The organism is Chloroflexus sp. MS-CIW-1, assembly GCF_030444705.1.
Taxonomy (GTDB): Bacteria; Chloroflexota; Chloroflexia; order Chloroflexales; family Chloroflexaceae; genus Chloroflexus.
Window position 1 is genome coordinate 163068 of the sequence record NZ_JAUBWR010000003.1, and the last position, 23399, is coordinate 186466.

19 protein-coding genes are annotated in these 23399 nt (G+C 55.4%); 11 read left to right on the forward strand and 8 right to left on the reverse strand.

What is annotated here, in order from left to right:
* Positions 1–243 precede the first annotated feature (243 nt).
* The 3 genes from QTO31_RS17835 to lgt all read left to right on the forward strand — a co-directional run bounded on the left by QTO31_RS17835 (position 244) and on the right by lgt (position 3436).
* Entirely contained in the window at positions 244–1629 is a 1386-nt protein-coding gene (locus QTO31_RS17835) for an FHA domain-containing serine/threonine-protein kinase (RefSeq protein ID WP_301430450.1), read from the forward strand.
* Positions 1620–2384: a phosphoribosylformylglycinamidine synthase I gene (gene purQ, locus QTO31_RS17840; RefSeq protein ID WP_301430452.1), complete on the forward strand. Its 765-nt coding sequence runs from the start codon at positions 1620–1622 to the stop codon at positions 2382–2384. Before QTO31_RS17835 ends, purQ begins: the two co-directional genes overlap by 10 nt.
* Before the next feature lie 131 nt (positions 2385–2515).
* Complete coding sequence (lgt, locus tag QTO31_RS17845) at positions 2516–3436, forward strand: prolipoprotein diacylglyceryl transferase (RefSeq protein WP_301430454.1); 921 nt, start codon at positions 2516–2518, stop codon at positions 3434–3436.
* A 105-nt stretch (positions 3437–3541) separates the two neighbouring features.
* Here lgt and QTO31_RS17850 read toward each other — a convergent pair whose 3' ends face one another.
* The 6 genes from QTO31_RS17850 to QTO31_RS17875 form a co-directional block, all read right to left on the reverse strand.
* A complete protein-coding gene (locus tag QTO31_RS17850) occupies positions 3542–4579 on the reverse strand; it encodes a glycosyltransferase family 4 protein (RefSeq protein WP_301430456.1) in 1038 nt (345 codons plus the stop codon).
* 113 nt (positions 4580–4692) lie between these two features.
* Positions 4693–5868 (reverse strand): enhanced intracellular survival protein Eis, encoded by a 1176-nt coding sequence (gene eis, locus QTO31_RS17855; RefSeq protein ID WP_301430457.1) that lies wholly within the window; start codon positions 5866–5868, stop codon positions 4693–4695.
* Positions 5865–6932 carry a class I SAM-dependent methyltransferase gene (locus QTO31_RS17860; RefSeq protein ID WP_301430458.1) on the reverse strand — a complete coding sequence of 356 codons (1068 nt, stop codon included), beginning with the start codon at positions 6930–6932 and terminating at the stop codon, positions 5865–5867. Before QTO31_RS17860 ends, eis begins: the two co-directional genes overlap by 4 nt.
* A complete protein-coding gene (locus QTO31_RS17865; RefSeq protein WP_301430459.1) occupies positions 6929–7384 on the reverse strand; it encodes a DUF6992 family protein in 456 nt (151 codons plus the stop codon). Before QTO31_RS17865 ends, QTO31_RS17860 begins: the two co-directional genes overlap by 4 nt.
* 702 nt (positions 7385–8086) lie before the next feature.
* Positions 8087–8764 carry a hypothetical protein gene (locus QTO31_RS17870; RefSeq protein WP_301430461.1) on the reverse strand — a complete coding sequence of 226 codons (678 nt, stop codon included), beginning with the start codon at positions 8762–8764 and terminating at the stop codon, positions 8087–8089.
* Positions 8765–8794: 30 nt separating this feature from the next.
* Positions 8795–10186: a selenium-binding protein SBP56-related protein gene (locus QTO31_RS17875; protein ID WP_301430463.1), complete on the reverse strand. Its 1392-nt coding sequence runs from the start codon at positions 10184–10186 to the stop codon at positions 8795–8797.
* Between the two features lie 284 nt (positions 10187–10470).
* Between QTO31_RS17875 and QTO31_RS17880 the strand changes: the two genes are divergently transcribed.
* Positions 10471–11301 carry an alpha/beta fold hydrolase gene (locus QTO31_RS17880; protein ID WP_301430469.1) on the forward strand — a complete coding sequence of 277 codons (831 nt, stop codon included), beginning with the start codon at positions 10471–10473 and terminating at the stop codon, positions 11299–11301.
* 5 nt (positions 11302–11306) lie between these two features.
* Here QTO31_RS17880 and QTO31_RS17885 read toward each other — a convergent pair whose 3' ends face one another.
* Entirely contained in the window at positions 11307–12011 is a 705-nt protein-coding gene (locus QTO31_RS17885) for an endonuclease III domain-containing protein (RefSeq protein ID WP_051871221.1), read from the reverse strand.
* Between the two features lie 242 nt (positions 12012–12253).
* Between QTO31_RS17885 and QTO31_RS17890 the strand changes: the two genes are divergently transcribed.
* The 7 genes from QTO31_RS17890 (at position 12254) to QTO31_RS17920 (ending at position 20890) form a co-directional block, all read left to right on the forward strand.
* Complete coding sequence (locus tag QTO31_RS17890; protein ID WP_301430472.1) at positions 12254–13693, forward strand: peptidoglycan-binding protein; 1440 nt, start codon at positions 12254–12256, stop codon at positions 13691–13693.
* Positions 13690–14178 (forward strand): hypothetical protein, encoded by a 489-nt coding sequence (locus QTO31_RS17895; RefSeq protein ID WP_301430473.1) that lies wholly within the window; start codon positions 13690–13692, stop codon positions 14176–14178. The genes QTO31_RS17890 and QTO31_RS17895 overlap by 4 nt, the downstream gene beginning before the upstream one ends.
* Before the next feature lie 609 nt (positions 14179–14787).
* Entirely contained in the window at positions 14788–16602 is a 1815-nt protein-coding gene (locus QTO31_RS17900) for a peptide ABC transporter substrate-binding protein (protein ID WP_301430718.1), read from the forward strand.
* A gap of 652 nt (positions 16603–17254) precedes the next feature.
* A complete protein-coding gene (locus QTO31_RS17905; protein WP_301430474.1) occupies positions 17255–18214 on the forward strand; it encodes an ABC transporter permease in 960 nt (319 codons plus the stop codon).
* A 35-nt stretch (positions 18215–18249) separates the two neighbouring features.
* Positions 18250–19278: an ABC transporter permease gene (locus QTO31_RS17910; RefSeq protein ID WP_301430476.1), complete on the forward strand. Its 1029-nt coding sequence runs from the start codon at positions 18250–18252 to the stop codon at positions 19276–19278.
* Positions 19279–19292: 14 nt separating this feature from the next.
* The gene (locus tag QTO31_RS17915; protein ID WP_301430477.1) at positions 19293–19730 is read left to right on the forward strand and encodes a hypothetical protein; all 438 of its coding nucleotides are present in this window, start codon (positions 19293–19295) and stop codon (positions 19728–19730) included.
* On the forward strand, positions 19727–20890 hold the full coding sequence (locus tag QTO31_RS17920) for a phospholipase D-like domain-containing protein (RefSeq protein WP_301430479.1): 1164 nt from the start codon (positions 19727–19729) through the stop codon (positions 20888–20890). Before QTO31_RS17915 ends, QTO31_RS17920 begins: the two co-directional genes overlap by 4 nt.
* A gap of 531 nt (positions 20891–21421) precedes the next feature.
* Here QTO31_RS17920 and QTO31_RS17925 read toward each other — a convergent pair.
* On the reverse strand, positions 21422–23248 hold the full coding sequence (locus QTO31_RS17925) for a peptide ABC transporter substrate-binding protein (RefSeq protein ID WP_301430480.1): 1827 nt from the start codon (positions 23246–23248) through the stop codon (positions 21422–21424).
* Positions 23249–23399 lie beyond the last annotated feature (151 nt).

Below are 23399 nucleotides of genomic sequence, written 5' to 3' on the forward strand. Positions count from 1 at the left end.
GATGCGCCAACCGATACCTTCCAGTCGCATACCACTCGCACACGCAGGTGTTCGCCCTCTGCTGTAGTATCTCTCAAAGCTGAAAGCGCAAGGGTTGTTCAATATTTTCTCCACCTGCTGACACCAATCCTCACACCCCTCTGCCAGTAGAAAAAGAACGTTGAACACCTCTGTTCTGATACACATCGCTCTTGTGCAGTGTAGTATAATTGCTCTGGTATCAGAAATTAGCAGCGACATGCCATGCTTATGCTCGACCGGCTGCCAGACAATCTGACCATCCAGGGAACGACTGATGCGTATACAGTGCTCAACCTCATTGGTCGTGGTGGCATGGGGGCCGTTTACCGTGTTCGCCGGACGAGCGACGGTAGTATCTGGGCTTTGAAAGAGATGCGCCCGCTCGATGAAACGAACACAGAAGAGCTGGCCGAAGCACGTCAACTCTTTCTGCAAGAAGCTGAACTTCTGCGCTCACTCTCCTTTCCCAATTTGCCGGTCGTCATTGATCTCTTTGTATACGAAGGTCGCCCGACGATGATCATGGAATTCGTGCCCGGTAAGACGCTCGAAGCCATGATTCGTGACGCCAACGCACCAATGCTCGAACAGCAGGTGATCGGCTACGGCATTCAGCTTTGTCGGGTATTGCACTATTTGCATACCCGCCAGCCTCCGATCATTTATCGCGACATGAAGCCATCGAACGTTATTGTCACGCCAGATGGCGTTCTGAAACTTATTGATTTCGGTGTGGCGCGCAGACATAAAATTGGGAAAACAAAAGATACCATCGCGATGGGATCGGCCGGCTATGCGCCACCTGAGCAGTATGGTCGCGGTCAAACTGATGCGCGTTCGGATATTTACGCGCTCGGTGCGACAATGTTCCATCTACTAACAGCAGTTCCGCCGGTACCGCTACAGCCACCACGTCGCGGTGATATTACGCGCATCAATCGTTCGGTAACGCCCGAGACCGAAGCGATTATTATTAAGGCAATGAGTCTGGAACGCGAAAAACGGTTCGTCAGTTGTCTAGAATTAGAACAGGCATTGCATAAGCGATTGACGACGGCGTATGTTGATCCGACGCTCCGGATGGCACCCTTACCACCATCTCAGCCACCTGCGCCGTCACCACCATCTCAGACGCCTCAAGCTGCCCATCCGTCGCCGGCACCGGCTGCTGAAAGTGGTATTGTTTGTGAACAATGCGGTCGTTTGAACAAAAAGCAAGCACGGTTTTGTGCTGGCTGTGGCATAGCGTTACCCACCAGCACACCAGCAGCAGCGACCCTTCAGAAGCCTCCTGCGCGGCTGATTGTACGCTCGCCCTATCGGACATGGGAGGTTGTCCTTGATCGTTCGCCGATACGGATCGGACGACGTGATCCACGGCGAACTCATTTTCCTGAGATTGATCTGGCAGAACATGATCGCGGCTTTTCCTCGCGCCTCCATGCGATTATTGAGCGACGTGGCGATCATTATATGCTCACCGATCAGAAAAGCACCAACGGAACGCAGATTAATGGGAAAAGGATTCCACCGAATGTCCCATGGCGACTGCAATCCGGTGACCACATTAAGATCGGTGAGGTGGAGATGGAGTTTCAGTGGAACTGAAGGTACTTATCTTACGCGCTCCTGGCATTAATCGGGATGCCGATGCTGCGCTGGCGTGTGAGCTGGCCGGTGCACACGCTGAACGGATTCACGTTAATCGCTTGATCGAAGGTTCGATCCGGCTGACCGACTATGCGATGTTGGTTATTCCTGGTGGTTTCTCGTATGGCGATCATTTGGGAGCCGGACGTTTGCTGGCGGTTGATTTAATTCATCGCTTGGGAGAGGAACTGGAACGATTTGTGGCTGATGGTCGTCCGGTTATTGGCATCTGTAATGGTTTTCAGGTGCTGGTGAAAGCAGGATTACTTCCCGGCCCCCTTCGCCAACCCCCACGGGTCACGCTAACAACGAACGAATCTCATCAGTTTGAATGTCGGTGGGTGCAGCTTGAAGCAGTGGCAAACAGTCGCTGCCTCTTTACCCGTGGCATAGAACGTCCGATTGAGGTACCGGTAGCTCACGGTGAGGGACGGATCGCTGTGCGCGATGAAGCAACTCTGATCGAGTTAGAGAGCAACGGCCTGGTTGCCTTGCGGTATCTCGGTGAGGGGTATCCCGCCAATCCAAATGGTTCCCCTCACGCGATTGCCGGTCTGTGCAATGCGCAGGGCAATGTGCTGGGTTTGATGCCGCACCCCGAAAATGCTGTACTGCCTCACCAACATCCGCGCTGGACACGTGAACCGACCCGGCACGAAGGCGATGGCTTGCAGATTTTCCGGAATGCAGTACGCTATGCTGCTTCATTGTAAGCGTCGCCATATGTTGACGTCGGTTATGATGCATTAGATTATTGATTTGGAAACTTACAATTCTTGCACCTCGCCTGTCGCACAGTGTTCGCGTCATCTGCGATGCACTAGATCATTGATTTGGAGAAAGTATGGTGCTCTATCCACCCGATGACCCGTTCTTGATCAGTTTTACCTTGTTCGGGTTACCAATAGTTATTCGTTGGTATGGCGCTATTATCATGACAGGTGCGCTGATTGCGGCACTACTCGCTTCACGACGAGCGGTTGCCCGTGGTTACCATCCCGATCACGTTTGGAATCAGTTGATGTTGGGGCTCATTCTTGGGATTGTCGGCGCTCGTATCTACTATGTTGCGTTTGAATGGGAACGATTTGCGCCGAATCCATGGAGTGCGTTGAATCTGACAACTGGCGGGATCGCGATTCACGGCGCGATTATCGGTGCGCTTCTCTCGACGGTTATCTATACGCGATATGCCAAATTGCCGTATTGGGATTGGCTCGATGTCTGTGTCCCTGGTTTCTTGCTGGCGCAGAGCATTGGTCGCTGGGGTAATTTCTTTAACCAGGAAGCGTATGGCCGGCCAACCGCTTTGCCGTTCGGGCTACGCATCGATCCAGAATACCGCCTTCCGCCGTACAACGATTTAACAACGTATCCGATCACCACGCTTTTTCACCCGACTTTTCTCTACGAGTCGATCTGGAATCTGCTCGGCGTCGGTGTCCTGTTATGGCTCGATCGTCGCTTTGGACGTCTGGCGCCACCTGAACAGCGTCGCCTCAAGCCGGGTGATCTGCTGTTTTTGTACGGAATTATCTATTCAAGCGGACGGTTCTGGATCGAAGGCTTACGGGTCGATAGCTTATGTGCGAGCGGCATCGGTGGTGAGTGCGAAGGGAGTATTCGGGTTGCACAATTGGTCAGCATCACGTTGATCGTGCTCTGCGCAGTTCTGATCTATTTGAATCACCGCCACCCCTTCGCCGGGCAGAATCACGAGAATCACGTCGAGTCGTCTCCTTCAACAACCAAGTTACACCCGTAGCACCGTGGTTCGGTCTATCCCAACACCTAGGGGTGACCTCATCGCCAGGTCGCCCCTTATCACCGTCATTCTCATAGATAGCGCAGTACATTTATATGAATCTCGTTACTTGCCGCACAATTGTTCGTACAGACGCCGAAAACCCTCACCCAATGGCCCGTACCCGAAATGGGTAACGACCTTGGCCCGACCATGCTCGCCAAAACGACGCCGTAACCCGGCATCTTCGCCAAGGATACGCACCTTCTCGGCATAGCCGGCAACGTCATCACGGGCAACGAGAAATCCGTTCTCGCCATCATCAACGACTTCGGGCAATGCTGACACATTCGTGGTAACAACGGGGCGACCGCAGGCCAGTGCCTCGGCGGGCGCAATCCCAAACCCTTCCAGACGTGAAGGGAAGAGGAGGATGTCGCAGCTCTGGTACGCCGCTACTAATCCATCGCGATCCGGCGAACCGATCGGGATCATGCGGGGATGAGGTGATCCGGTATCACGCCCCTGAAAGCCACCGGTGTAATACAACACATAGTCGGTGGGAAGTAAATCCATAATGCGCGGCAGAAGATCAAACCCTTTGCGGCGAGTTCGATTGCCGACAAACAACAGCCGAATCCGTGCCTCACTCGGCGGTAAACCGTCATCACGACGCTGCATACCCGGTGGCGGTACAAAGACATCAGTGTCAATTCCATCGTAAATGAGCACTGTATCGCGACGACCGTAGGTCGCTTCGACCATTCGTTGGGTAAAGCGACTAACGCAAACCACGGCATCGGCATACGCAATCGAGAGGCCATCGTAGCGCGCCTCGATCAACCGGTAGAAGAGCCGTTGGGTGAATGAACTGTACGGTTGCAGGTCGGGATCGGTCGTCAGGTGATGCACTGTTGTCACGACTGGTCGGTCATAGCCACGCAGGCTAAAAGCCACTCGTGAGCGGCCCTGCACGATGTCAAAACGTCGTACTACATCTGCTGGCAGAGCACGTGGAATAAGCATTGGGAGAAAGTTGTACAGTTCAGGAAGACGAACCAGTTCAGGATGCAGTCCGGCACGGCGAGTCGCACGGGTGATGTTCTGAATACCAAAATCAACCCCACCACGACCTAAGGGCGAGATGTAGAGTGGTCGTAACATATCAGTAAGCAATTCTGGTCACAACAATAACTGGCTCTATGACAAGGAACTCTCTGCTTTACGAAAACGCGAGGAATACAGTTACAGTGCGAGACGATTGTCGTATCATCAGTTCACCAATAATCAGCACAGAATGGCGGCAAGCCATCGAGTGCTGCTTCGAGGAGCAGCAGCGCCTGACGTTGTGGAGCTGCCAGCAGGCCAAAAGCAACCGCAGTACGTGGCCGCAGATAGCGGCTGAGCAGTTGACTGAGGGTTGCGCTCGTGCAGGCGAGATCAGCTTCACCGGGTCCGAGTCGGGTCACAGTCGCTTTCCCTTGCTGCCATTCGATTCGGTAGCGCCCAGCGTTATCGGGCAGCCACTCGTCAGCGATCTGGATCGTCAAATGACCGGTCGTTGTCGCAGTGAACGGATACTCGGTCAACAGTTGCGCCACATCAAGCACACGCTGCATAAAGAGCGGTACGACCGTCGTTGGTACCGGTGCTGGCAATAGTGCGTTCAGTGGCGCATCAACTGGTGTTGGGATCTCGGCGGCAACGATCTGGTCGGCGTGACGGGCAAGAAACACAAAGAGTTGCGCCCGTGCCGTCGGGTCAAGGGCAACAATATCGCGACAGACAATGCGATCACCAGCTTCGTGCCGTTCAAGACGATAGATCAGATAGGAGCGTCCACGACCCTGATCATCACGCCAGATGAATGCGTGATACGGTTCACCACTCCAGGTACGCAACACGTCCACCCGCCACCAGTTCTGATCGCGCACCAGCGGGCCATACCGTCCGCGAAGCGCACCACGATAGATCGCATCAAGCTCCTCAATCTGGTCGGGGCCAACGGCGACATACGTACTGGCTTCTGCCTGAAAGGCACGCAGTTGGCCGGGTGTCGGTTGCACCAGGCGCCGTTCACCGGCCAACGCCCACCCCAGACGATGGTAAAACTCGTGACGGAACGGGTAAAGGAGGGCCAATACGGCTCCTTGTTCACGCAACTCGGTGCAGGCAGCCCGCAGCAACCGTTCAGCGTAGCCACGCCGTCGATACTGCGGCCAGGTCGCTACGCTGCCAATCGCTCCTACCGACAGCGCACCGTTACCGGCCTGCATCCGAAACGGCATGATCTGCAACTGCGCAACCAGCTCACCATGCACAAATAACCCCCGCAGTTGCGCAATCACTTCCGGCGTGTAGCGGCCACGATGGTACTGGCGGGCAAACGCATAACTGTCGAGTGCCCAAAACTGCTCGAATTCGGCTGATGTCAGTGCACGATACTCTATCATGAGCGCGGTTTTTCAACGAGAATGAAATAACTGCCACAACGCATCCAGCCAAAGAGCCAGAGATCAAGTTCCATCAGCAGGGTAATAGCCAGCAGCGCATAATACACAAGACCCTTCTTGCGCAACCGGTGACGCATCCGCTGGCGCGCCCGAATTTCACGCGCTGCACCGGCGCTCACGTTGCCCGGCGCCACATTTGCCGCAGTACGACTACGGGTGTGCCCAACGATGGCTTCGCCCAACTTCATCAGTACATGCTCGACAAAGGTGGTGAAGAGGCTGTTCCAGAAAATAACCTTTACCGGACGCAAACCGGCACGTTCAAATGCAGCCAGCACATCTTCCCATGTTTCCAGCGCTTTGACATGGTCTGATTTGCGGAGCTTCTCACGTTCAAAGTCATAGACGCCAGCCTTTACGAACAGACGGCCAATATGACGACTTATGTCAATCAGCGGTTGGATTGGCGAACGTTCACGGGTATTAGAAAAGGCCATCATCCGTCCACCGGGTCGTAACACTCTGGCCGTTTCGGCCAGATACGCATCGATAACCGGCAATGGAAAGTGTTCGAGGATGTCAATTGCGAATACCTTATCAAAACTACCGTCGGCGAAGGGGAGCAGACGCGAATCAGCTTTCGTAAGTGTAACGGTACGTACTGCCTCATCAGCAAAGAGGGTTGCCGGATCAGACCCGACCATCAACCCGACATATTTCGCGTTCCAGACCGCATGTTTTGCTGTGCCACATCCGTTATCGAGCACAACATCGCTTGTCCGCCAGCGCATCAGCCGCCGGAGCGTGCGGTCGCGAACACCGGCAGCCAGTAATGGCGGCGCCAGTTCACGATAGTCTAGCTCAGCAGCAAGTTGCTCTTCGTCACTGACGTACTTCGAGACGTAATCAAATTCGGTACCGCGTGGCATCAGGTCGATATACCCATCGCAGAACGGATAAAGAGTCTGACAACGTGGACAACGCACCCCTTGTGCTTCAAGAATGAGAGGTCGTACCCGACAGGTAGGACATTGCAATAGCGAAAAAATTCGTTGGTTAATCATAACGATGGTGCAATCCAACGCCGATTGATTTCAGCAGCGAGGATACTATCAAAGAGTAAAAGAAAAAGACCCTGCACGAGAATACCGGCGCCCATCCCGCGCCGGTCGGCGCGGTCGCCAGCCCGTCGCAACAACCATAATCCACTCCCGATATAGAGCAGATCAAGACCAGCATTGATCAACAGGAGATTGCGCAAGCGTTCAGCCGCAGCATGGGCCTCTGCCTCATCAATATCACCAATAACCAAGTCTTCAGCCTTGAGCAGGGCTTGCCGGCGACCAGCTTTGGCTAACAGCCAGTCAACAGCTCCCCAACCGATAGCCTGCAACCCAAAATGACGCCAGAAGCCAGGAAGCAAAGCAAGCACCGCACCACCAATCACGCTACCAAGACCCCACTGCTCAAGCGGCTTCAGAGCGTGGTATTGAAAAGAGAAGAAGTTGTTGTTCATAGGACTATCTTACTCGTTCAAGCGAACCCTCTTATTATCACTTGGGATTAGTATACACGGAATGTCAGAGTCGGTGAGCAGGGTAAGACTGCTCTCCGTCTTCATCCTACCCGGCAGTGGCAAAGTGAGGAAGAGAAAAGAGAGCAGGGGGGAGTTCCATACCTGTCCGCAGCGCGTGTTTTCCCCCCTACCTCCCCCCAGCCCCTTGATGCTGCTACCTAAAGTGCGGAAGGGCAAGTGTAAGGGAGATTGGCAGCCCGCCTACTCTGGCGCGTTCTTAGAGGATGATCAAAAACCTGGGCTAGTGATGAGTCTCGACTATGACATCGCTATAATGTTCAGGAAAATGGTGGCAGGCAACGCATGCGTCTCCGCTACGCGATGGAAAAGAGTTTTAACGGTTTCAGGGCCTGTACTACGGAGCGCGCCCTGGCGTTCCTCACCTTCCCCCTTGCCCCCTTCCTCTCCCACGCGGGGAGAGGAAGGGGGAACATGGGGTGCGAGAGCGACAGAATATTGGCAATCCCTCACGTAATGGTCGCACAGGTACGGTAGTTGCCCGATGAAAAATCTGGGTTTTTGATCAAGCTCTTAAAGCAGGCGTGAACCCACCGCTCACGGGGGCCTTGAGAATGATCGGGTGCCGATGCACTAACCGATAGGTTGCAGTTATCTGAAGGGAATGTTCAGACACACCCCAACCTACACGCGCATTACATCCCATACACCCCATACCAGGGCGATCATACCGGTTAACATAAGCACAGTAATCCAGATCACATCAGTATTAACCCAGGCGCGACGCAATACCTCAAGACCGACGATCCAATATACGACCAGGGCGGCGACGGCCATTGCGAGAAACATGCCAGCCGTATGGACACCAACGGCCAGGAGTGCTGTTCCGAGTGAGTCGGTAAGCGCCGGACTGTGGTAGTGTACATGACCGGCATGTTCCATTGCTCCTGTTGGAGTCATTGCAGCCAAGAATGGAGCCACCATAAGACCGGCGCCATGAGCAGTTGCCATAAGAAATGACCACGATGTGAGTTCCCATGCGCTGGCGCGGAAGCGTGTTCGTGGATGTCGAAAACGAACCAGTAAGCGCCATCCACTAAAGAGCAGTAATATCACGCCAGAAAGGATCAGTAAGATGTCAGAAGGGAGCGTCTGACCAAGCAGGGCTACAACAAAGGCGGCCAGCGCAATTGCCGCTGCATGTCCGAGCGCAATTGGGCCAAATGCAGAGATAACAGCGCTGGCACGTTGCTCTTGCAACCCTAACCCAACAGCGAACAGCCAGCCCATAGCCGGATTTATGCCATGGAAGAGGCCAAGGCCGAACAGTGATACCCAGATTAGTGTAGTTGCCTGATCCAACGACTGCCTCCTCGTAGTTCGTCAGGCGAATCATGGAAAGCAGTACGAGTCGCTTGAAGCATCACCACCTTGCAAACGAATCTGATGCACGCGCTGCTCACCGAAGTCAACGAAGAAATTGGGATCGAACTGCATCCCACCTTCAGGATTCACGTCTACTTTTACCATCCAACCCCGAATACCGTCAGGATAAAATTGCTCATCCCAGGCTCGGTATAGCGAATTGGTAAAGTAGACCCGCTTTCCATCACGGCTCACCTCGACCATCTGTGGCCCACCGTTAAGTGGTTCGCTAACTGCCGGATGGCTAGCCCGGCGGACGATGCCGCCGATCTGCACAGTACCGGTCAGCCGCGGGTTAAACGGGTCTGATACATCATACTGATGCAACTCCCCTGTTCCCCAGCAAGAGACGTACAAGAAGCGGTCATCAACACTCAGGTTAATGTCGGTTACCAAGGGTGGCACTGCTTTAAATGGTTTCAGAATATCGGGTAGTTGCTCTTCGCTTGCCGGTTCGGCGGGGATGTCGATGACCTTTTTCAGATGCCAGGAACCATTATCGCGGTACCACAACCAGATTGATGCCGAGAGGTCTTTAAGGCTCACGACACTATTCATAAAGCCGTAGGCCTTTGTCGGATCATGCGCTGGTCGTAATTCGAGCGCCATCTGATGTTCGGCGCCGAGATCGAGGGTCTGGAGGTGGCGACGGCGGTAGAGGTCCCAGATGTGGAGACGATGACCATACTTCCCAGCTAGGAGTTCATCGCCGAGTACGCCGCTCTCAACCATCCGTGGGGTTCCCCATTCGCTACTGATAAGGGTATCGTACCCTAAATGCCACCAGAAATCGTAGTGCAGATATTGATCGCCGCGATCAATCTCCCACCGTCCAAGCACTTCCAGGTTATCGTGATCGAGAATAAAAATGCCACCAGGACCCTCGCCCTCCGGCGATCCTAGGGCCGAGATGTAGATGCCGTCGGGGCCACAATGAACGGTGTGTGGTCGTGAATACCCTGTTCGTTCTGACAGCTCCGTTGGTTCAATAACCTTCGCTACCTTCGGTTGCGTCGGATCGGGTTTAGTATCGAGAATGGTAATGTGCGAACTCCGAATGTCGGGGACAACCAGATAGCGTCGCTCAACATGCGGATGGGGGGCGTTCGGGCACAACATCGAACTGCACGCATTCCAACCAAAGTGATGCAATTCGCCGCCCGTATATGGCATCTCGGTCATACCGACAACTTTGCCGAAGGTGCTCGACAGGGGATCAACATCAACAACACACATCGCATCAGCCTGACCATTTGATTTCGGGTTGAGACGCACTACATAAGCAAGCTTCTCGGCGGGGGCTTTCACAGCCATTCGCGGTGAAGGATAGAAGGTGGGGTCCGGTCGCCAGGTAACCATACAAACCTCCTCTGTAGACACCACTGTCGTGCGAGCATCGGTCGATGATGCCGTTGATAACTTGATTAGGAAGCGGGATAATACCTTCAGATCATCGTTACCCGAACTATACTACGCTCTGTACCGGTAGTCAAGCATACCTGGAATGAGACAAAGATCGCAGCGATATAGTACTATTGCAGTAGCATGCTGAAGGCTCCTCTTTAGCTCTCATCTCTTCCTGTGATATGATGTCGCCGTAGAGAATGCTAACACCTGCTACCTGGCTTGATGAGGAACATAGTATGCGCTCACGATGGTTGCGCGTTAAGGGCTATCAACTGCACTGGATCGAAGCCGGATATGGGCCGGCAGTGGTGTTTTTGCACGGTTTTGCCGGTTCGTGTGATGATTGGGCGCCAACAGTAGACTGGCTGGCCAGGCAGGGCTATCGAGCCTTGGCAGTTGATGCACTCGGCTTTGGTCATTCGGAAAAGCCGGTCAATGCACCGTATGGACTTGATCTGCAAAGCGATCTCTACGCTGCACTACTCAACACACTCGGTATCGAGCAGGCTGTCTTTGTTGCCCATTCAATGGGCGGTAAATATGCGCTTGCCACGGCACTACGTCATCCGCAACGGGTAAGCCGACTGGCGCTCATCGCAACCGATGGCTTCGTTGAACCATCACCACTCACGATCATAGGCGGCTGGCCGATAGTAGGTGAAGCGATCCTCTGGCTTTCGGCTCATCCGGCAATCGTGCGGGCTTTTCTCGCTGCGGCCTTCCATAACCCTGAACCGTACCTTACAGCTGAACTAATCGAACGCGGACGCGCTGCTATCAGCGGTACCGCGAACCGCCGTGCGCTCACCAGCCTCAGTCGGCGGTATGCGGCAACCGATCTGAGCCTGACCGGCTTGCGGGCACGTCTCGGTGAGCTGCGCATCCCAATATTGCTGATCTGGGGCGCGCATGACCGCGTCTTCCCGCTGTCTTACGCTGAAACCGCCCGCCGTGAGATTCCTGGCGCCCAGCTCGTCGTGATTCCGCACTGTGGCCATTTTCCCCACATCGAGGCAGTTCGTCCCTTTCGTGGCCTGTTGAGTGGTTTTCTGGCGCCGGTACGCTGAACATATTACCGGCTGCGCGTGACGCCGATGCGTGGACACAGATCGCGGATCGGGCAGATGCTGCAACGTGGTGAGGTTGGATGACAGATGTTCTGTCCCAATGTAACCAGCAGACGGTTGATAGGTATCCAGTAGCGCTGCGGTAATCTGGCCCGCAGGGCCATCTCAGTCTCTTCGGGCGTGCGCGTCTGAACATACCCCCACCGATTGCAAATGCGGTGGACATGAATATCAACACAGATTCCTGGCAAACCAAAGCCAGCCGTCACCACCAAATTGGCCGTCTTGCGACCGACGCCAGGGAGCTTCAAGAGTTCATCGAGATCAGACGGCACTTCACCCCCGTAGCGTTCAAGCAATATCTGGCAGATAGCAACAATCTGCCGCGCCTTAACCCGGTAAAAGCCGACCGGGTAGATCAATTCGGCAATCCGCTCTACGCCAAGCGCCAGCATTGCTGCCGGTGTATCGGCCACGGCGAACAACCGCGGTGCGACAACTGCCGTCAATGTGTCTTTAGTGCGAAGACTGAGGATGGTTGCGATCAGAATCCGAAACGGTGTTTGACTTACTTCACCCATCTGATCGATCAGCGGTGGTGTGAAGCGGGTCAGTTCGCGTTCGAGTGTGTCAAGCGCTTGCTCAATCGGAAATGGTTGCGCAGGGAGTGGTGCGGAGGGCGATGTGGGTGACGATGAAGGTTTACGCATGAATGTATCTCACAGCAAAGAGCCTTATCTGTCACACGAGATACCGGCCGACGACCTCTACATTAGCGCAGACGGTCGCGAGGACGTGCATGGTCTACAGTGTTATACCACTATCCGCGAATCTGCGCCAGTCTATTTTAGGGCCTGTTAGCTTTTGGTATCATGAGCGCCACGTTGCATCATGGCGAGCCGCAAACAGGGCGCAGCAGCGCTACGCCTGTACTTCTATCAGGAGTTATCTTGTGAAACGTTACCGGTACATCTGGTGGTTGTTCATCATTCTATGCACGGCCTGCACATCGGCGCCTGACGCAGCTCCCCTCCGATCCACGGCTACGCCATCGGTAGAGCAGTCAACTACGGCACCGACCATCTTTCCAACTATCGCTTCAACCGTCCCGCCAACCGCAGCACCGTCCGGTACCGGCCTACCGGCGCCGGTATACCTCATTGCCAACGAGCAGGTCATGCGCCTGGAACCTGATGGAAACCGCCTGACTCAGATTACCTACGAACCCCAACCGGTGTACGATCTAAGTGTCGCTACCGACGGGACACTGGTCTACCTGACCGGAAATGAGCTGGTAGCGCTCGACGGGCGTGGTCGGCGCACCCTGTTGCGCGAGCAGGCAATTAGTCTCCCCCGCATTTCACCCGATGGTCAGCAGATTGCGTACCATCTGACCAATCCGGCCCCCGGCCTTGTGATCGGTCGCAACGATTCACCCGATGGCATCTACCTGAGCCAGATTAGCGGTGGACGGCCCAGCCTGCTCATAGCCGATGATCCAGAACCGGACGTAGCCGATTTCTCGCATCCGGCCTGGCGATACCTGCCGGTGGCATGGTCACCAGCCGGAGAGCGGTTGCTTCTCTATGCTGTCATGCGGCCGGAGATGGGCATTCCCGGCGGCGAAGCGGTGATTATTGGTCCAGACGTATCGCCGGTGCGCACCTTCAGTTGCTGCGAAGAGGAGCTGTGGAGTGTTGATGGACGTGAGATCGCGGTGGCCGGTGGTGGTCCCGGCCCCGATGTACGATTCGGCCTCTACCTGATAGATGCCGCCAGGGGTGTAGAAACGGCTGTTTTGGCGCCAACGGCGACGACTATCCCGCTGGTACGATCACCACAGCGCCTGGCCGATGGCGCTATCTACGCTTTCGTCGAGCTGGTCTCAACCGATAACTTCTCCTGGGAATACCCTTTTCAACCGCGTATGGTGCGCATTACCAACGATGGAACGATCACACCATTGCGCCGCGAACCACTCGCTGAACCAATAGCAGTGCTCTGGGATGCGCAGGCGCGTGGTGCATTGGTGCGGTTCGCAACCGCCAACACGCTGGTTTGGCTGCCGATCGACGCAACCCTGCCGGCACAGACCACCCGGGCTGAAGGCATTGCCTTCACGTGGGGGCCTTACGCAGACCTAACCGCACGTGATTGCAGTGGTTTTACCGACTTGGCTCCACAGCCAACTCCACAGTACGATCCGGCTGTTGCCGACATCCAAGGCCGCTTAGCGACCCTCGGTTTCGATCCCGGTCATATTGATGGGCGGTTTGGCCCACTCACGGCAGCAGCGGTGCGTGCTTTTCGGACGGTGCATGGTCTTACCCCCGGCGATACAATAGATTGCGCAAGCTGGAAGCTTCTTTTGCACTGGAGCATCGTACCGTGATTGTCCCTACCGACATTGTTCCGCAGATCACAGCCATTCATGCGTCACCAACGCGGTTAGTGCTCGTCTTCGCTGGCGCCGGTAGCCTGGGGCTGGCCTGGCTGCACGCGATTGCCGGTTCATCACGCACCATCCTGGAAGCGGTTGACGCCTACGCACCGCGTTCGCTGGCCGAGATTACCGGCCATCTGGAGGCTTCCGCCGTTAGTGCCGCGACCGCGCAGGCAATGGCGATCTGGGCTTACCGACGGGCACAAACGTTGAGCGAAGGCAATTGGCCGCTGCTGGGTGTTGGCCTGACTGCTGCGCTTCGCACCGACCGCCCTCGTCGCGGCGCCGATCATGCTTTTCTCGCTATCCAGAACGCAACGGCCTGTAACGTTGAGCATCTCGTGCTGAACCAGCAGTCACGCCTCGAACAAGAGATAGCGGTGAGTCGTTGGTTGATTGCGGCTATCGAGCGGGCGGTCGTGCCTGCGCCTTAGTCGCCCTCACCTTCCCCCCCAGCCGCCCTCACCTTTCCCCCGACTCCCTTCCGCTCCCACCAAGCGAGCGAAAGGGGGCATGAGCGGAGCAGGGGCGATCCTGCGCCTGCGGCTGTCAACGATACCGCGTTCACGACCCAGCTCACCCCTCTCCCGCAGCACGGGAGAGGGGCCGGGGGTGAGGGCAGCGCGGGAGAGGGGCCGGGGGTGAGGGCAGCACGGGATCGGGACCTCCCCCTTCTTGACAACTCACCAACCCTGTGGTACTGTTCAACCACTCTGCACCTGCGTGAAGGTGATATATCAAGGACGATAGAGTTACGTGATAGACAATCGTGCCCGGCAATGCACAGCGGAACTGATCGAAGGTTGATCAACCGCTTGTTCGGCATACCCACAGTTCAGAGCAATGCTCCTGCTGTCGGCACATAAACCATTGGTGACAGGTTGGCACGGCACAACGAAATGCACGTACAGATGTTCTGTGGTTCTGGCTAATGATCGCCGACCAAGTTAGTCGTTGTCGCCGCGACCAACATTGCTCACAAATATAGGGTTCGTTTTGAAAAAGAGGAGGTTTCTGTGTCGCACAAACGATTTTGGGTATGGATGACCCTCCTGGCAACGGTGGCAATGATCCTCGCCGCCTGTGGCGCTCAACAGCCCCAGGCTCAGCCCACCACTGCTCCGGCAGCGCAAGCGACGACGGCCCCCCAGCCAACTGCTGCGCCGCAGCCAACTGCTGCCCCTCAGCCGACCGCTGCCCCTCAGCCGACCGCTGCGCCAACAGCCGCGCCGGCGAAAGGTGGTAAACTGACCATCCTCTATTGGCAAGCGGTCACAACGCTCAACCCACACCTGGCAACCGGTACCAAAGACTTTGATGGGGCAACGGTTATTCTTGAACCACTGGCCCGCTACAACGAAAAAGACGAGCTGGTTCCCTTCCTCGCCGCCGAAATCCCGACCCTGGAAAATGGTGGTGTGGCTGCCGATGGTACCAGCGTAACCTGGAAGCTCAAGCCAGGACTAAAGTGGTCGGACGGCAGTGACTTCACGATTGATGACATTATCTTTACCTGGCAGTACTGCGCCGATGAGGCTACAGCCTGTACTACAAAGGCGGCGTTCGATCCGATTGCCAACATCGAGAAGATTGATGACACTACTTTCAAGATTATTTGGAAGGAGCCGAACGCCGACCCCTACATCTCCTTTGTCGGGCCACTCGGCATGATCTTGCAGAAGAAACAGTTCGGTAACTGCATCGGTGCTGCTGCCAGCACCAGCGCCGAGTGTCAGGCAGCGAACCTGGCGCCGATCGGAACCAATGCGTGGAAGCTCAAGGAGTTCCGCCCTGGTGATACGGTTATCTACGAGCGCAACCCCTTCTTCCGTGATGCCGATAAGGTCTTCTTCGACGAGGTAGAGATCAAGGGTGGTGGTGATGCTACATCAGCCGCACGTGCCGTCTGCGAGACGGGTGAAGTTGATTTTGCCTGGAACTTGCAGATTCCAAAGGCCGTGCTCGAACCAATCCTGGCCAGTGGCAAATGTGATGCCATCGCTGGTGGTTCGTTCGGTGTCGAACGGATTGTGGTCAACTTTGCCAACCCCGATCCGGCACTGGGTGACAAGCGCAGCGAGCCTGATCAACCGCATCCGTTCCTGACCGATCCGGCAGTGCGGAAGGCGATCGCACTAGCAATTGACCGCAAGGCGATTGCCGAGCAGCTCTACGGCCCGACCGGTGAACCAACGTGCAATATTCTGGTTGTACCGGCGAACGTCAACTCGCCGAACACCACCTGCGAACGTAACGTCGAAGAGGCCAAGCGTCTGCTAGAAGAGGCTGGCTGGAAGCTCAATGGTCAGGTACGCGAGAAGAACGGCGTGCGGTTGGTCGTCTCCTTCCAGACCAGTATCAATACTCTGCGCCAGGGTGAGCAAGCAATCATTAAATCGAACCTGGCCGAGATCGGGATTCAGGTGAACAACAAGGCCATTGACGCCGCAGTCTTCTTCGGTGGCGATCCGGGTAATCCTGATACACTGAACAAGTTCTACGCCGACCTGCAAATGTACACCAACGGCCCGTCTTCAATCGATCCTCAGCAATACTTGCAAGGTTGGATCTGCGCCGAAGTCGCATCGTCGGCGAACCAGTGGAACGGCAACAACGACGGTCGCTACTGCAACCCCGAATACGATGCGCTCTTCGAGCAGTTGAAGAAGGAGCTTGATCTGAAGAAGCGGGAAGAGCTGGCAATCAAGATGAATGACCTCCTGGTCAACGATGTGGCCGTGATCCCGCTGATCAACCGTCGCACGCCGAATGCGAAGCTGAAGAATCTTGAAGGCCCAACCTTCAATACCTTCGACAGCAGCATTTGGAATATCGCAACCTGGCGGCGCGTGCCGTAATCGGTTAGCCGACGGGGAGGAGCGGGTAAATACCTGCTGCTCCCCGCCTTTGCTTCCAATGCGTGAATGTTAGGAATCGGAAATGGAGGAGAGAAGATAGAGAAGGGACCGGTTCCCTCACTTTAGCGCCCTACTTCTTCGCCTCTGGTGGAAGCGTAAGAGGGGCTTGGGGGGAAGGTGAGGGAGCGACGCCGACAACCATCACACCTGCCCGTCGCATCAGAACGCCAGATGGCGAGTGAAGCAGTGAGGGCGACCCTCACCCCCGGCCCCTCTCCCGCACTGCGGGCGAGGGGTGATCTGGAGGGGATGGACGCGCCATTGTAGACAGACGTAGACGCAGAATCGTCACTACTACGCTAACCGCCTCCTTTCGCGCTGCGGGCGAGGGGTGATCTGGGGGGATGGACGCGCCATCGTAGACAGACGTAGGCGCAGAATCGTCACTACTACGCTAACCTCTCCCTCCCGCACTGCGGGCGAGGGGTGATCTGGGGGGATGGACGCGCCATCGTAGACAGACGTAGGCGCAGAATCGCCACTACTACGCTAACCGCCCCCCTTCCTCTCCCGCAGCGTGGGAGAGGAAGGGGGGCTGGGGGGGGTAGGTGAGGGTGGCCTTTTGGAATGAAATAAAACAGGGGCAACGACTATGTTGCAATACATTATTCGACGGATTTTGATTGCTATTCCAACGCTCTTGATCATCAGCTTTGTTATTTTTGCCGTGCTTGCGCTTGCCCCTGGCGACCCACTTGCCCAATTCGCATTGAACCCGGCAATTCCCGAATCAACCCGCGAGCTAATCCGGATTCAATTTGGGCTTGACCGACCCTGGCCAGAGCGCTACGTGCGCTGGCTCACCTCATTAATGCGCGGTGACTGGGGCTTTTCATTTGGCACTCGCGGCCCAGTGATCGACCTAATCTGGCAACGATTGCCACAAACGCTAACCGTCGTCGGTACGGCGTATCTGATCGCCGTGCTCCTCGCTATTCCGATAGGAATTATTTCAGCGGTTAAGCAGTATTCGATTTTTGACAATGTTGCCACCTTTTTTGCGTTTATCGGTTTTTCAGTACCGTCGTTCTTTACCGGTCTGGTACTGATGCTGATATTTGCGATCAATTTGCGCTGGTTTCCAATCGTATACAACACTACGCTTCAGGTTGTTGATTGGGAAACCTTTACTCAGCAGGTACGCCAGATGACCTTACCAGTGACGGTGCTAGTTGTACAGCAGACGGCTGCGCTCACCCGCTTTATGCGCTCATCAATGCTTGATAATCTGTCACTCGATTATGTGCGCACGGCACGGGCAAAAGGTCTGAGTGATCGGATGGTTGTGCTACGTCACGTGTTACGAAATAGTCTGATACCGGTGGTCACCCTGATTGCGCTGGGTATCCCGACAATTTTTGCCGGTGCGATTATTACTGAGAATCTCTTCCGGGTAAACGGATTAGGGGCATTGCTGATCACTTCGATCAACAATTCCGATACGCCAGTCGTGATGGCCCTGACCTTTATCTTTGCCATTCTGACGGTGGTGTTCAACCTGATCGCTGATATTCTTTACGGTGTGCTCGATCCACGAGTACGCTATTCCTAGAGATTACACGCTGACCGACCGGAAGGGGTTTAGCTATGTCTGAAATAGAGATGAATGGCACAGTGGGGCTGTCAGTAAGTACCCGTGCGCAACAAATGACGAGCCGGCTATCACCCAGGCCACGTACCCTACTCAGTGATGCCTGGCGGCGTTTTCGCAAGCATCGGATGGCCATGATCGGCGTCATTGCCTTGTTCACATTGGCCTTGTTCTCGTTTGTGGGGCCATATGTTTATGTACCAAGGCTGGCCGCCGAATTAGAGGCTATTGGCTCACCCTTCATCCAGGATCGGGTTGATTTGCAGACCGCGATTGATCATCTCGATTTTCTTAATATTCTGTCAGGGCCAAGCGCAATCCATCCGTTTGGGACCGATGACCTTGGCCGCGATTTGCTGGCACGGGCCCTTTACGGTGGTCGCGTTTCGCTGTTGGTCGGCTTGACCGCTATGGCAATTGCGATTTCGCTGGGAACGATCATTGGGGCGACGGCTGGTTTTCTGGGTGGAGTGGTTGATCAGATTTTAATGCGCATCACCGATCTCTTTTTGTCACTACCGGTCATTCCCTTGACCCTCCTGGTAGTCTATCTTTTCCGCGATCCGGTCATTCAACTCATGGGATCGCCTGAAGCCGGTATCTTCACGATTGTGGTGACGGTGATCGGTAGTCTGGCCTGGATGAGCACGGCGCGCATTGTGCGGGCGACCTTCCTCTCGCTCAAAGAGAAGGAATTCGTCGAGGCAGCGATTGCGCTAGGGGTCAGTCGTCCGGCAATTATGTTTCGTCATATTCTGCCCAACGCTATCGGCCCAATTATCGTGGCCGCGACTCTGGAAGTCGGGAGTGCGATCATTACCGAGTCAACGCTGTCGTTCCTGGGTGTTGGCTTCCCGCCTGATACACCAACGTGGGGCCGATTAGTGACCGACGGGAGTCAGTATTTGCAGGCTGCGCCGTGGCTTGCCCTCTTCCCCGGCGCTCTGATCTTTCTTACCGTGCTCAGCATTAATTTTGTCGGTGACGGATTGCGTGATGCACTCGATCCGCGTTCACGTTTGTAACACCGGGTAAGGATATGAGCCGTGAGCTGACACCAATCCAACGCCTGGCGGTAGAGGCCTTACAGGAGGATGAGCGATTGACGGCTGGCCTGAACGATGAACAGGCCAGACAGTGGTTGCAATGGGCAACGGCACGGGCCATTGAATTGACGCGCACAGTTGATGACGAATCCAGCGCCGAAGAGGTAGCGCTGGCGATTCGGAAAGCAGTGCGCGCTGCACTACAGGCCGATGGTTCGGTCTCGACCGCCGAACGCCTGTTGGCACAGATGGTACCGGTATCGTCAGTTGTACCGGTCTTGGGTGGTACTGTCGAACAGGCGGCCGCAACGCCTGTCAGCGACAACCCACCGCCGACAACAACGACACCGCCATACCCGCGTCGCTGGCTGGCCGCATTACCGCTTAGCCTACTGGCCCATCTGGGTCGTCGCCTATCGAGAAACGTATGAGTCGTAAGTCACCTCCTTCGCAACCCCGTCGGATCAGGCTCAATCGTACCCAAATCATTCTGCTGTTTCTGCTGCTCGCCCTCGGCTATCTAATCAATGCCGGGATTATTGATCTGCGCCGTTTTGGTCTTGATCCGGCAATATTCGGTATTGAAACCCAGTCCAAACCTGATACCAGCGGCGAGATCGCGGTCTATTTTACCACTCCATCGCTGGTCTACCCGGATGTACCGCGCAATCGGGTCACGCCGCCATTTCTGCGCGATATTCTGACCGACATTGCCAATGCACGTCAGAGCATTGAACTGGCAACGTTTGAATACACGTTGCAGCCGGTCGCCGAGGCGCTGGTTGCCGCTCACCGACGCGGTGTGCGCGTCCATCTGGCCCTCGACCGTGAAAGTCTGGAAGACCCGGTTGATGCGAAATTCGCCGGTATGATCGAAGCGGCAGGTATCCCGATAAGCTGGGAAGAAACAACAGCCTTCTTACACAGTAAGTTTATCATTATCGATCAGCGCATTGTCTGGACTGGCTCGTGGAATGTGACAATAAACGACACCTATCGCAACAACAACAATCTGCTGCGGATCACGATACCGGCAATCGTTGAAAACTATCGCGTCGAGTTTGCCGAGATGGCGGCTGGTCGGTTTGGCAACAGCAAGCAAGCTACGACACCGTTCTCACGCCTCACCACTGCGCAGGCCACGATTGAGAACTACTTCACGCCACGAGAACGACCGGCAACCCGCATTGTCGAACTCATCGCCAATGCCCGCCGGTCGGTGGTGTTTATGGCCTTTTCATTCACCAGTGACGAGATTGCCAGCGCGATGATTGCTCGTCACCAGGCCGGTATTCCGGTACGCGGCGTCTTCGAGAAACGCAACGCTGAGGGTGTTGGTTCTGAATTCGGCCCGTTGCGAGACGCAGGTTTGAATGTCTTGCCCGATGGGAATTGCTATACGATGCACCACAAGGTGATCGTGATTGATGAACGGATTGTGATTACCGGTTCGTACAACTTCACCAGCCGGGCTGAGCGCAGGAACGACGAGAACCTGTTGATTATCGATGACCCCACCCTAGCCGCAGCGTATCTTGCCGAGTTTGAGCGGGTATTTGAGCAGGCCAATAATCCAACGCGCTGTCAGTAGACGTTCCGCACCAGGCGGGCCGGTGGCCCACGTACCCAGGTAATACCCCTCGCCCTTTGCACCAGGCGGGCCAGAGGCCCGCGTACCCAGGTAATACCCCCCGCCCTTTGCACCAGGCGAGCCAGAGGCCCGCGTACCCAGGTAATACCCCTCGTCCCCCCGCACCAGGCGGGCCAGTGGCCTGCGGACCTAGGCCGTAGCCTCGGTCTCCCCCCGCACGCGGGGGCCAGGGGGTGACGATGGTTTTGCCCCCCGCACCAGGCGGGCCGGTGGTCCGCGAACCCAGGTAATACCCCCCCGCCCTCCGCACCAGGCGGGCCAGTGGCCCGCGTACCCAGGCCGTAGCCTCGGTCTCCCCCCGCACGCGGGGGCTTGGGTGTAACGATGGTGCGCTGATGCGCCAGCCGATCGGTTCCTACTATACCGAACGAGAGCCGAAGTGTAGGATAGACTGCTGAAGCATGGCTTCAGCAGTCCATAATCGCCGTATCAACCGGGCAGGTGCTCAACCCGTCTTACCCTGGCTCCCCGCTACGGAATTCGTCGCCAAGTTGCGATGTTCCACAAACTGCTGTCAAACGTGTTGAACGTTGGGCCGATCAGATTCTTTAGCTTGACCGCCGGTGTATACCGGTTGATCAACGGTATTTCCACAATGTCGTTGACCAGCAGATCGTTCATCTGAATCGCCAGTTCCATACGACGCTGTGGATCAAATTCCTTCTTCAACTGGTCAAAGAGTTCGTCGTAGGCCGGATTGCAGTAACGGCTGACGTTATTTCCATTCCAGCGGTTAGCCGATGAAGTTACTTCGGCGCAAATCCAACCCTCCAGATACGATTGCGGATCAGGCGAGCTTGGGCCGAAGGTGTACATTTGCAGATCGGCGTAAAATTTGTTCAGGGTGTCAGGATTCCCTGGATCGCCACTGAAAAAGACAGCGGGATCGATAGCTTTAAGGTAGGTCTGAATCCCGATCTCTGCCAGGTTTGATTTAATAATGGCCTGGGTATTCTGGCGTAAGGTGTTGATGCTGGTCTGAAGCGTAACAACTAACTTCACCCCATCCTTTTCACGCACGGAACCCTTAAGCACCCAACCGGCCTCATCTAGCAGGCGTTTTGCTTCCTCAACATTGCGCTCGCACGTGGTGTTAGGCGAATTGGCACTTGCTGGCACTACGAGCAAATTACAGGTTGGCGCACCGGTCGGGCCGTAGAGCTGTTCGGCAATGGCCTTGCGGTCAATCGCCAGCGCGATCGCCTTCCGCACAACCGGATCGGTCAGGAATGGATGTGGCTGATCAGGCTCACTACGCTTGTCGCCTAATGCTGGATCGGGATTGGCAAAGTTGATCACAATCCGCTCTACACCTCCTGTTGAGCCACCGGCAATTACATCGCAAGTACCATCTTTCAGAATCGGTTCGAGAACTGCTTTGGGTACCTGTAAGTTCAATGCAAAATCACCTTCTCCTGTGGTGCAGACCGCACGCGCTGCCGAGGCTGCATCACCTCCTCCTTTCAACTCAACTTCATCGAAGAAAACCGTATCGGCATCGCGATAGAAAGGGTTGCGCTCGTAGATCACGGTATCGCCCGGACGAAACTCTTTCAGCCTCCAGGCATTGGTACCTATCGGCGCCAAATTAGCTGCCTGGCATTCGGCATCGGTATTCGCAACCGAGCCAATGCAATTCGCGAATTGCTTCTGTTGCAGGATCATACCAGCCGAGCCAACAAAGGAGATGTACGGATTGGGGTTGGGTTCCTTCCACGTGATCTTGAAGGTCGTCTCGTCAATCTGCTCGATGTTGGCAATCGGGTCAAAGGATGTCTTGTTGGTACAGCCGGTTGTTTCGTCGGCACAGTAGCGCCAGGTAAAGATAATGTCATCAATCGTAAAATCACTGCCGTCCGACCACTTCAAGCCCGGTTTAATCTTCCAGGTTATGCTGGTACCATCGGGCGCGATACCACCATTTTCTATTGTTGGTATCTCGGCCGCCAGAAATGGTACTAACTCATCGTTCTCATTGTAGCGGGCCAGCGGTTCGAGAATAACAGTGGCGCCGTTAAAGTCTTTGACGCCAGTTGCTAGATGCGGGTTAAGCGTCGTCACCGCCTGCCAGGAAAGAATCGTGAGTTTCTGTTTCTCCTTAGATGTTGGCGCTGCAGTTGGTACTTCCGTTGGCATCGGTATCGTGGTTGGTTCTACAGTTGGTTGAGAAACAGCCGTCGCTTCTGTTGCAGGTACGGTTGTTGGCAACCCTTGCGACTGTTGCGCACCACATCCGGCAAAGATGATGACTGTCACGACCAGTAGCATCGTCCACGTAATACGCCATCTGTACACCATGGTCACCTCCAGAACATCTCAGAACTTCCCGAACACAAACAAACCCTACCAAGCGCGATCAGCCCATTGATCGCCTCTGTTGCTGCTGTGCACGACATGGCACAAAACTCGTTTTATGTAATCTAGTGCTGAAGCACTATCCGAGATGAAC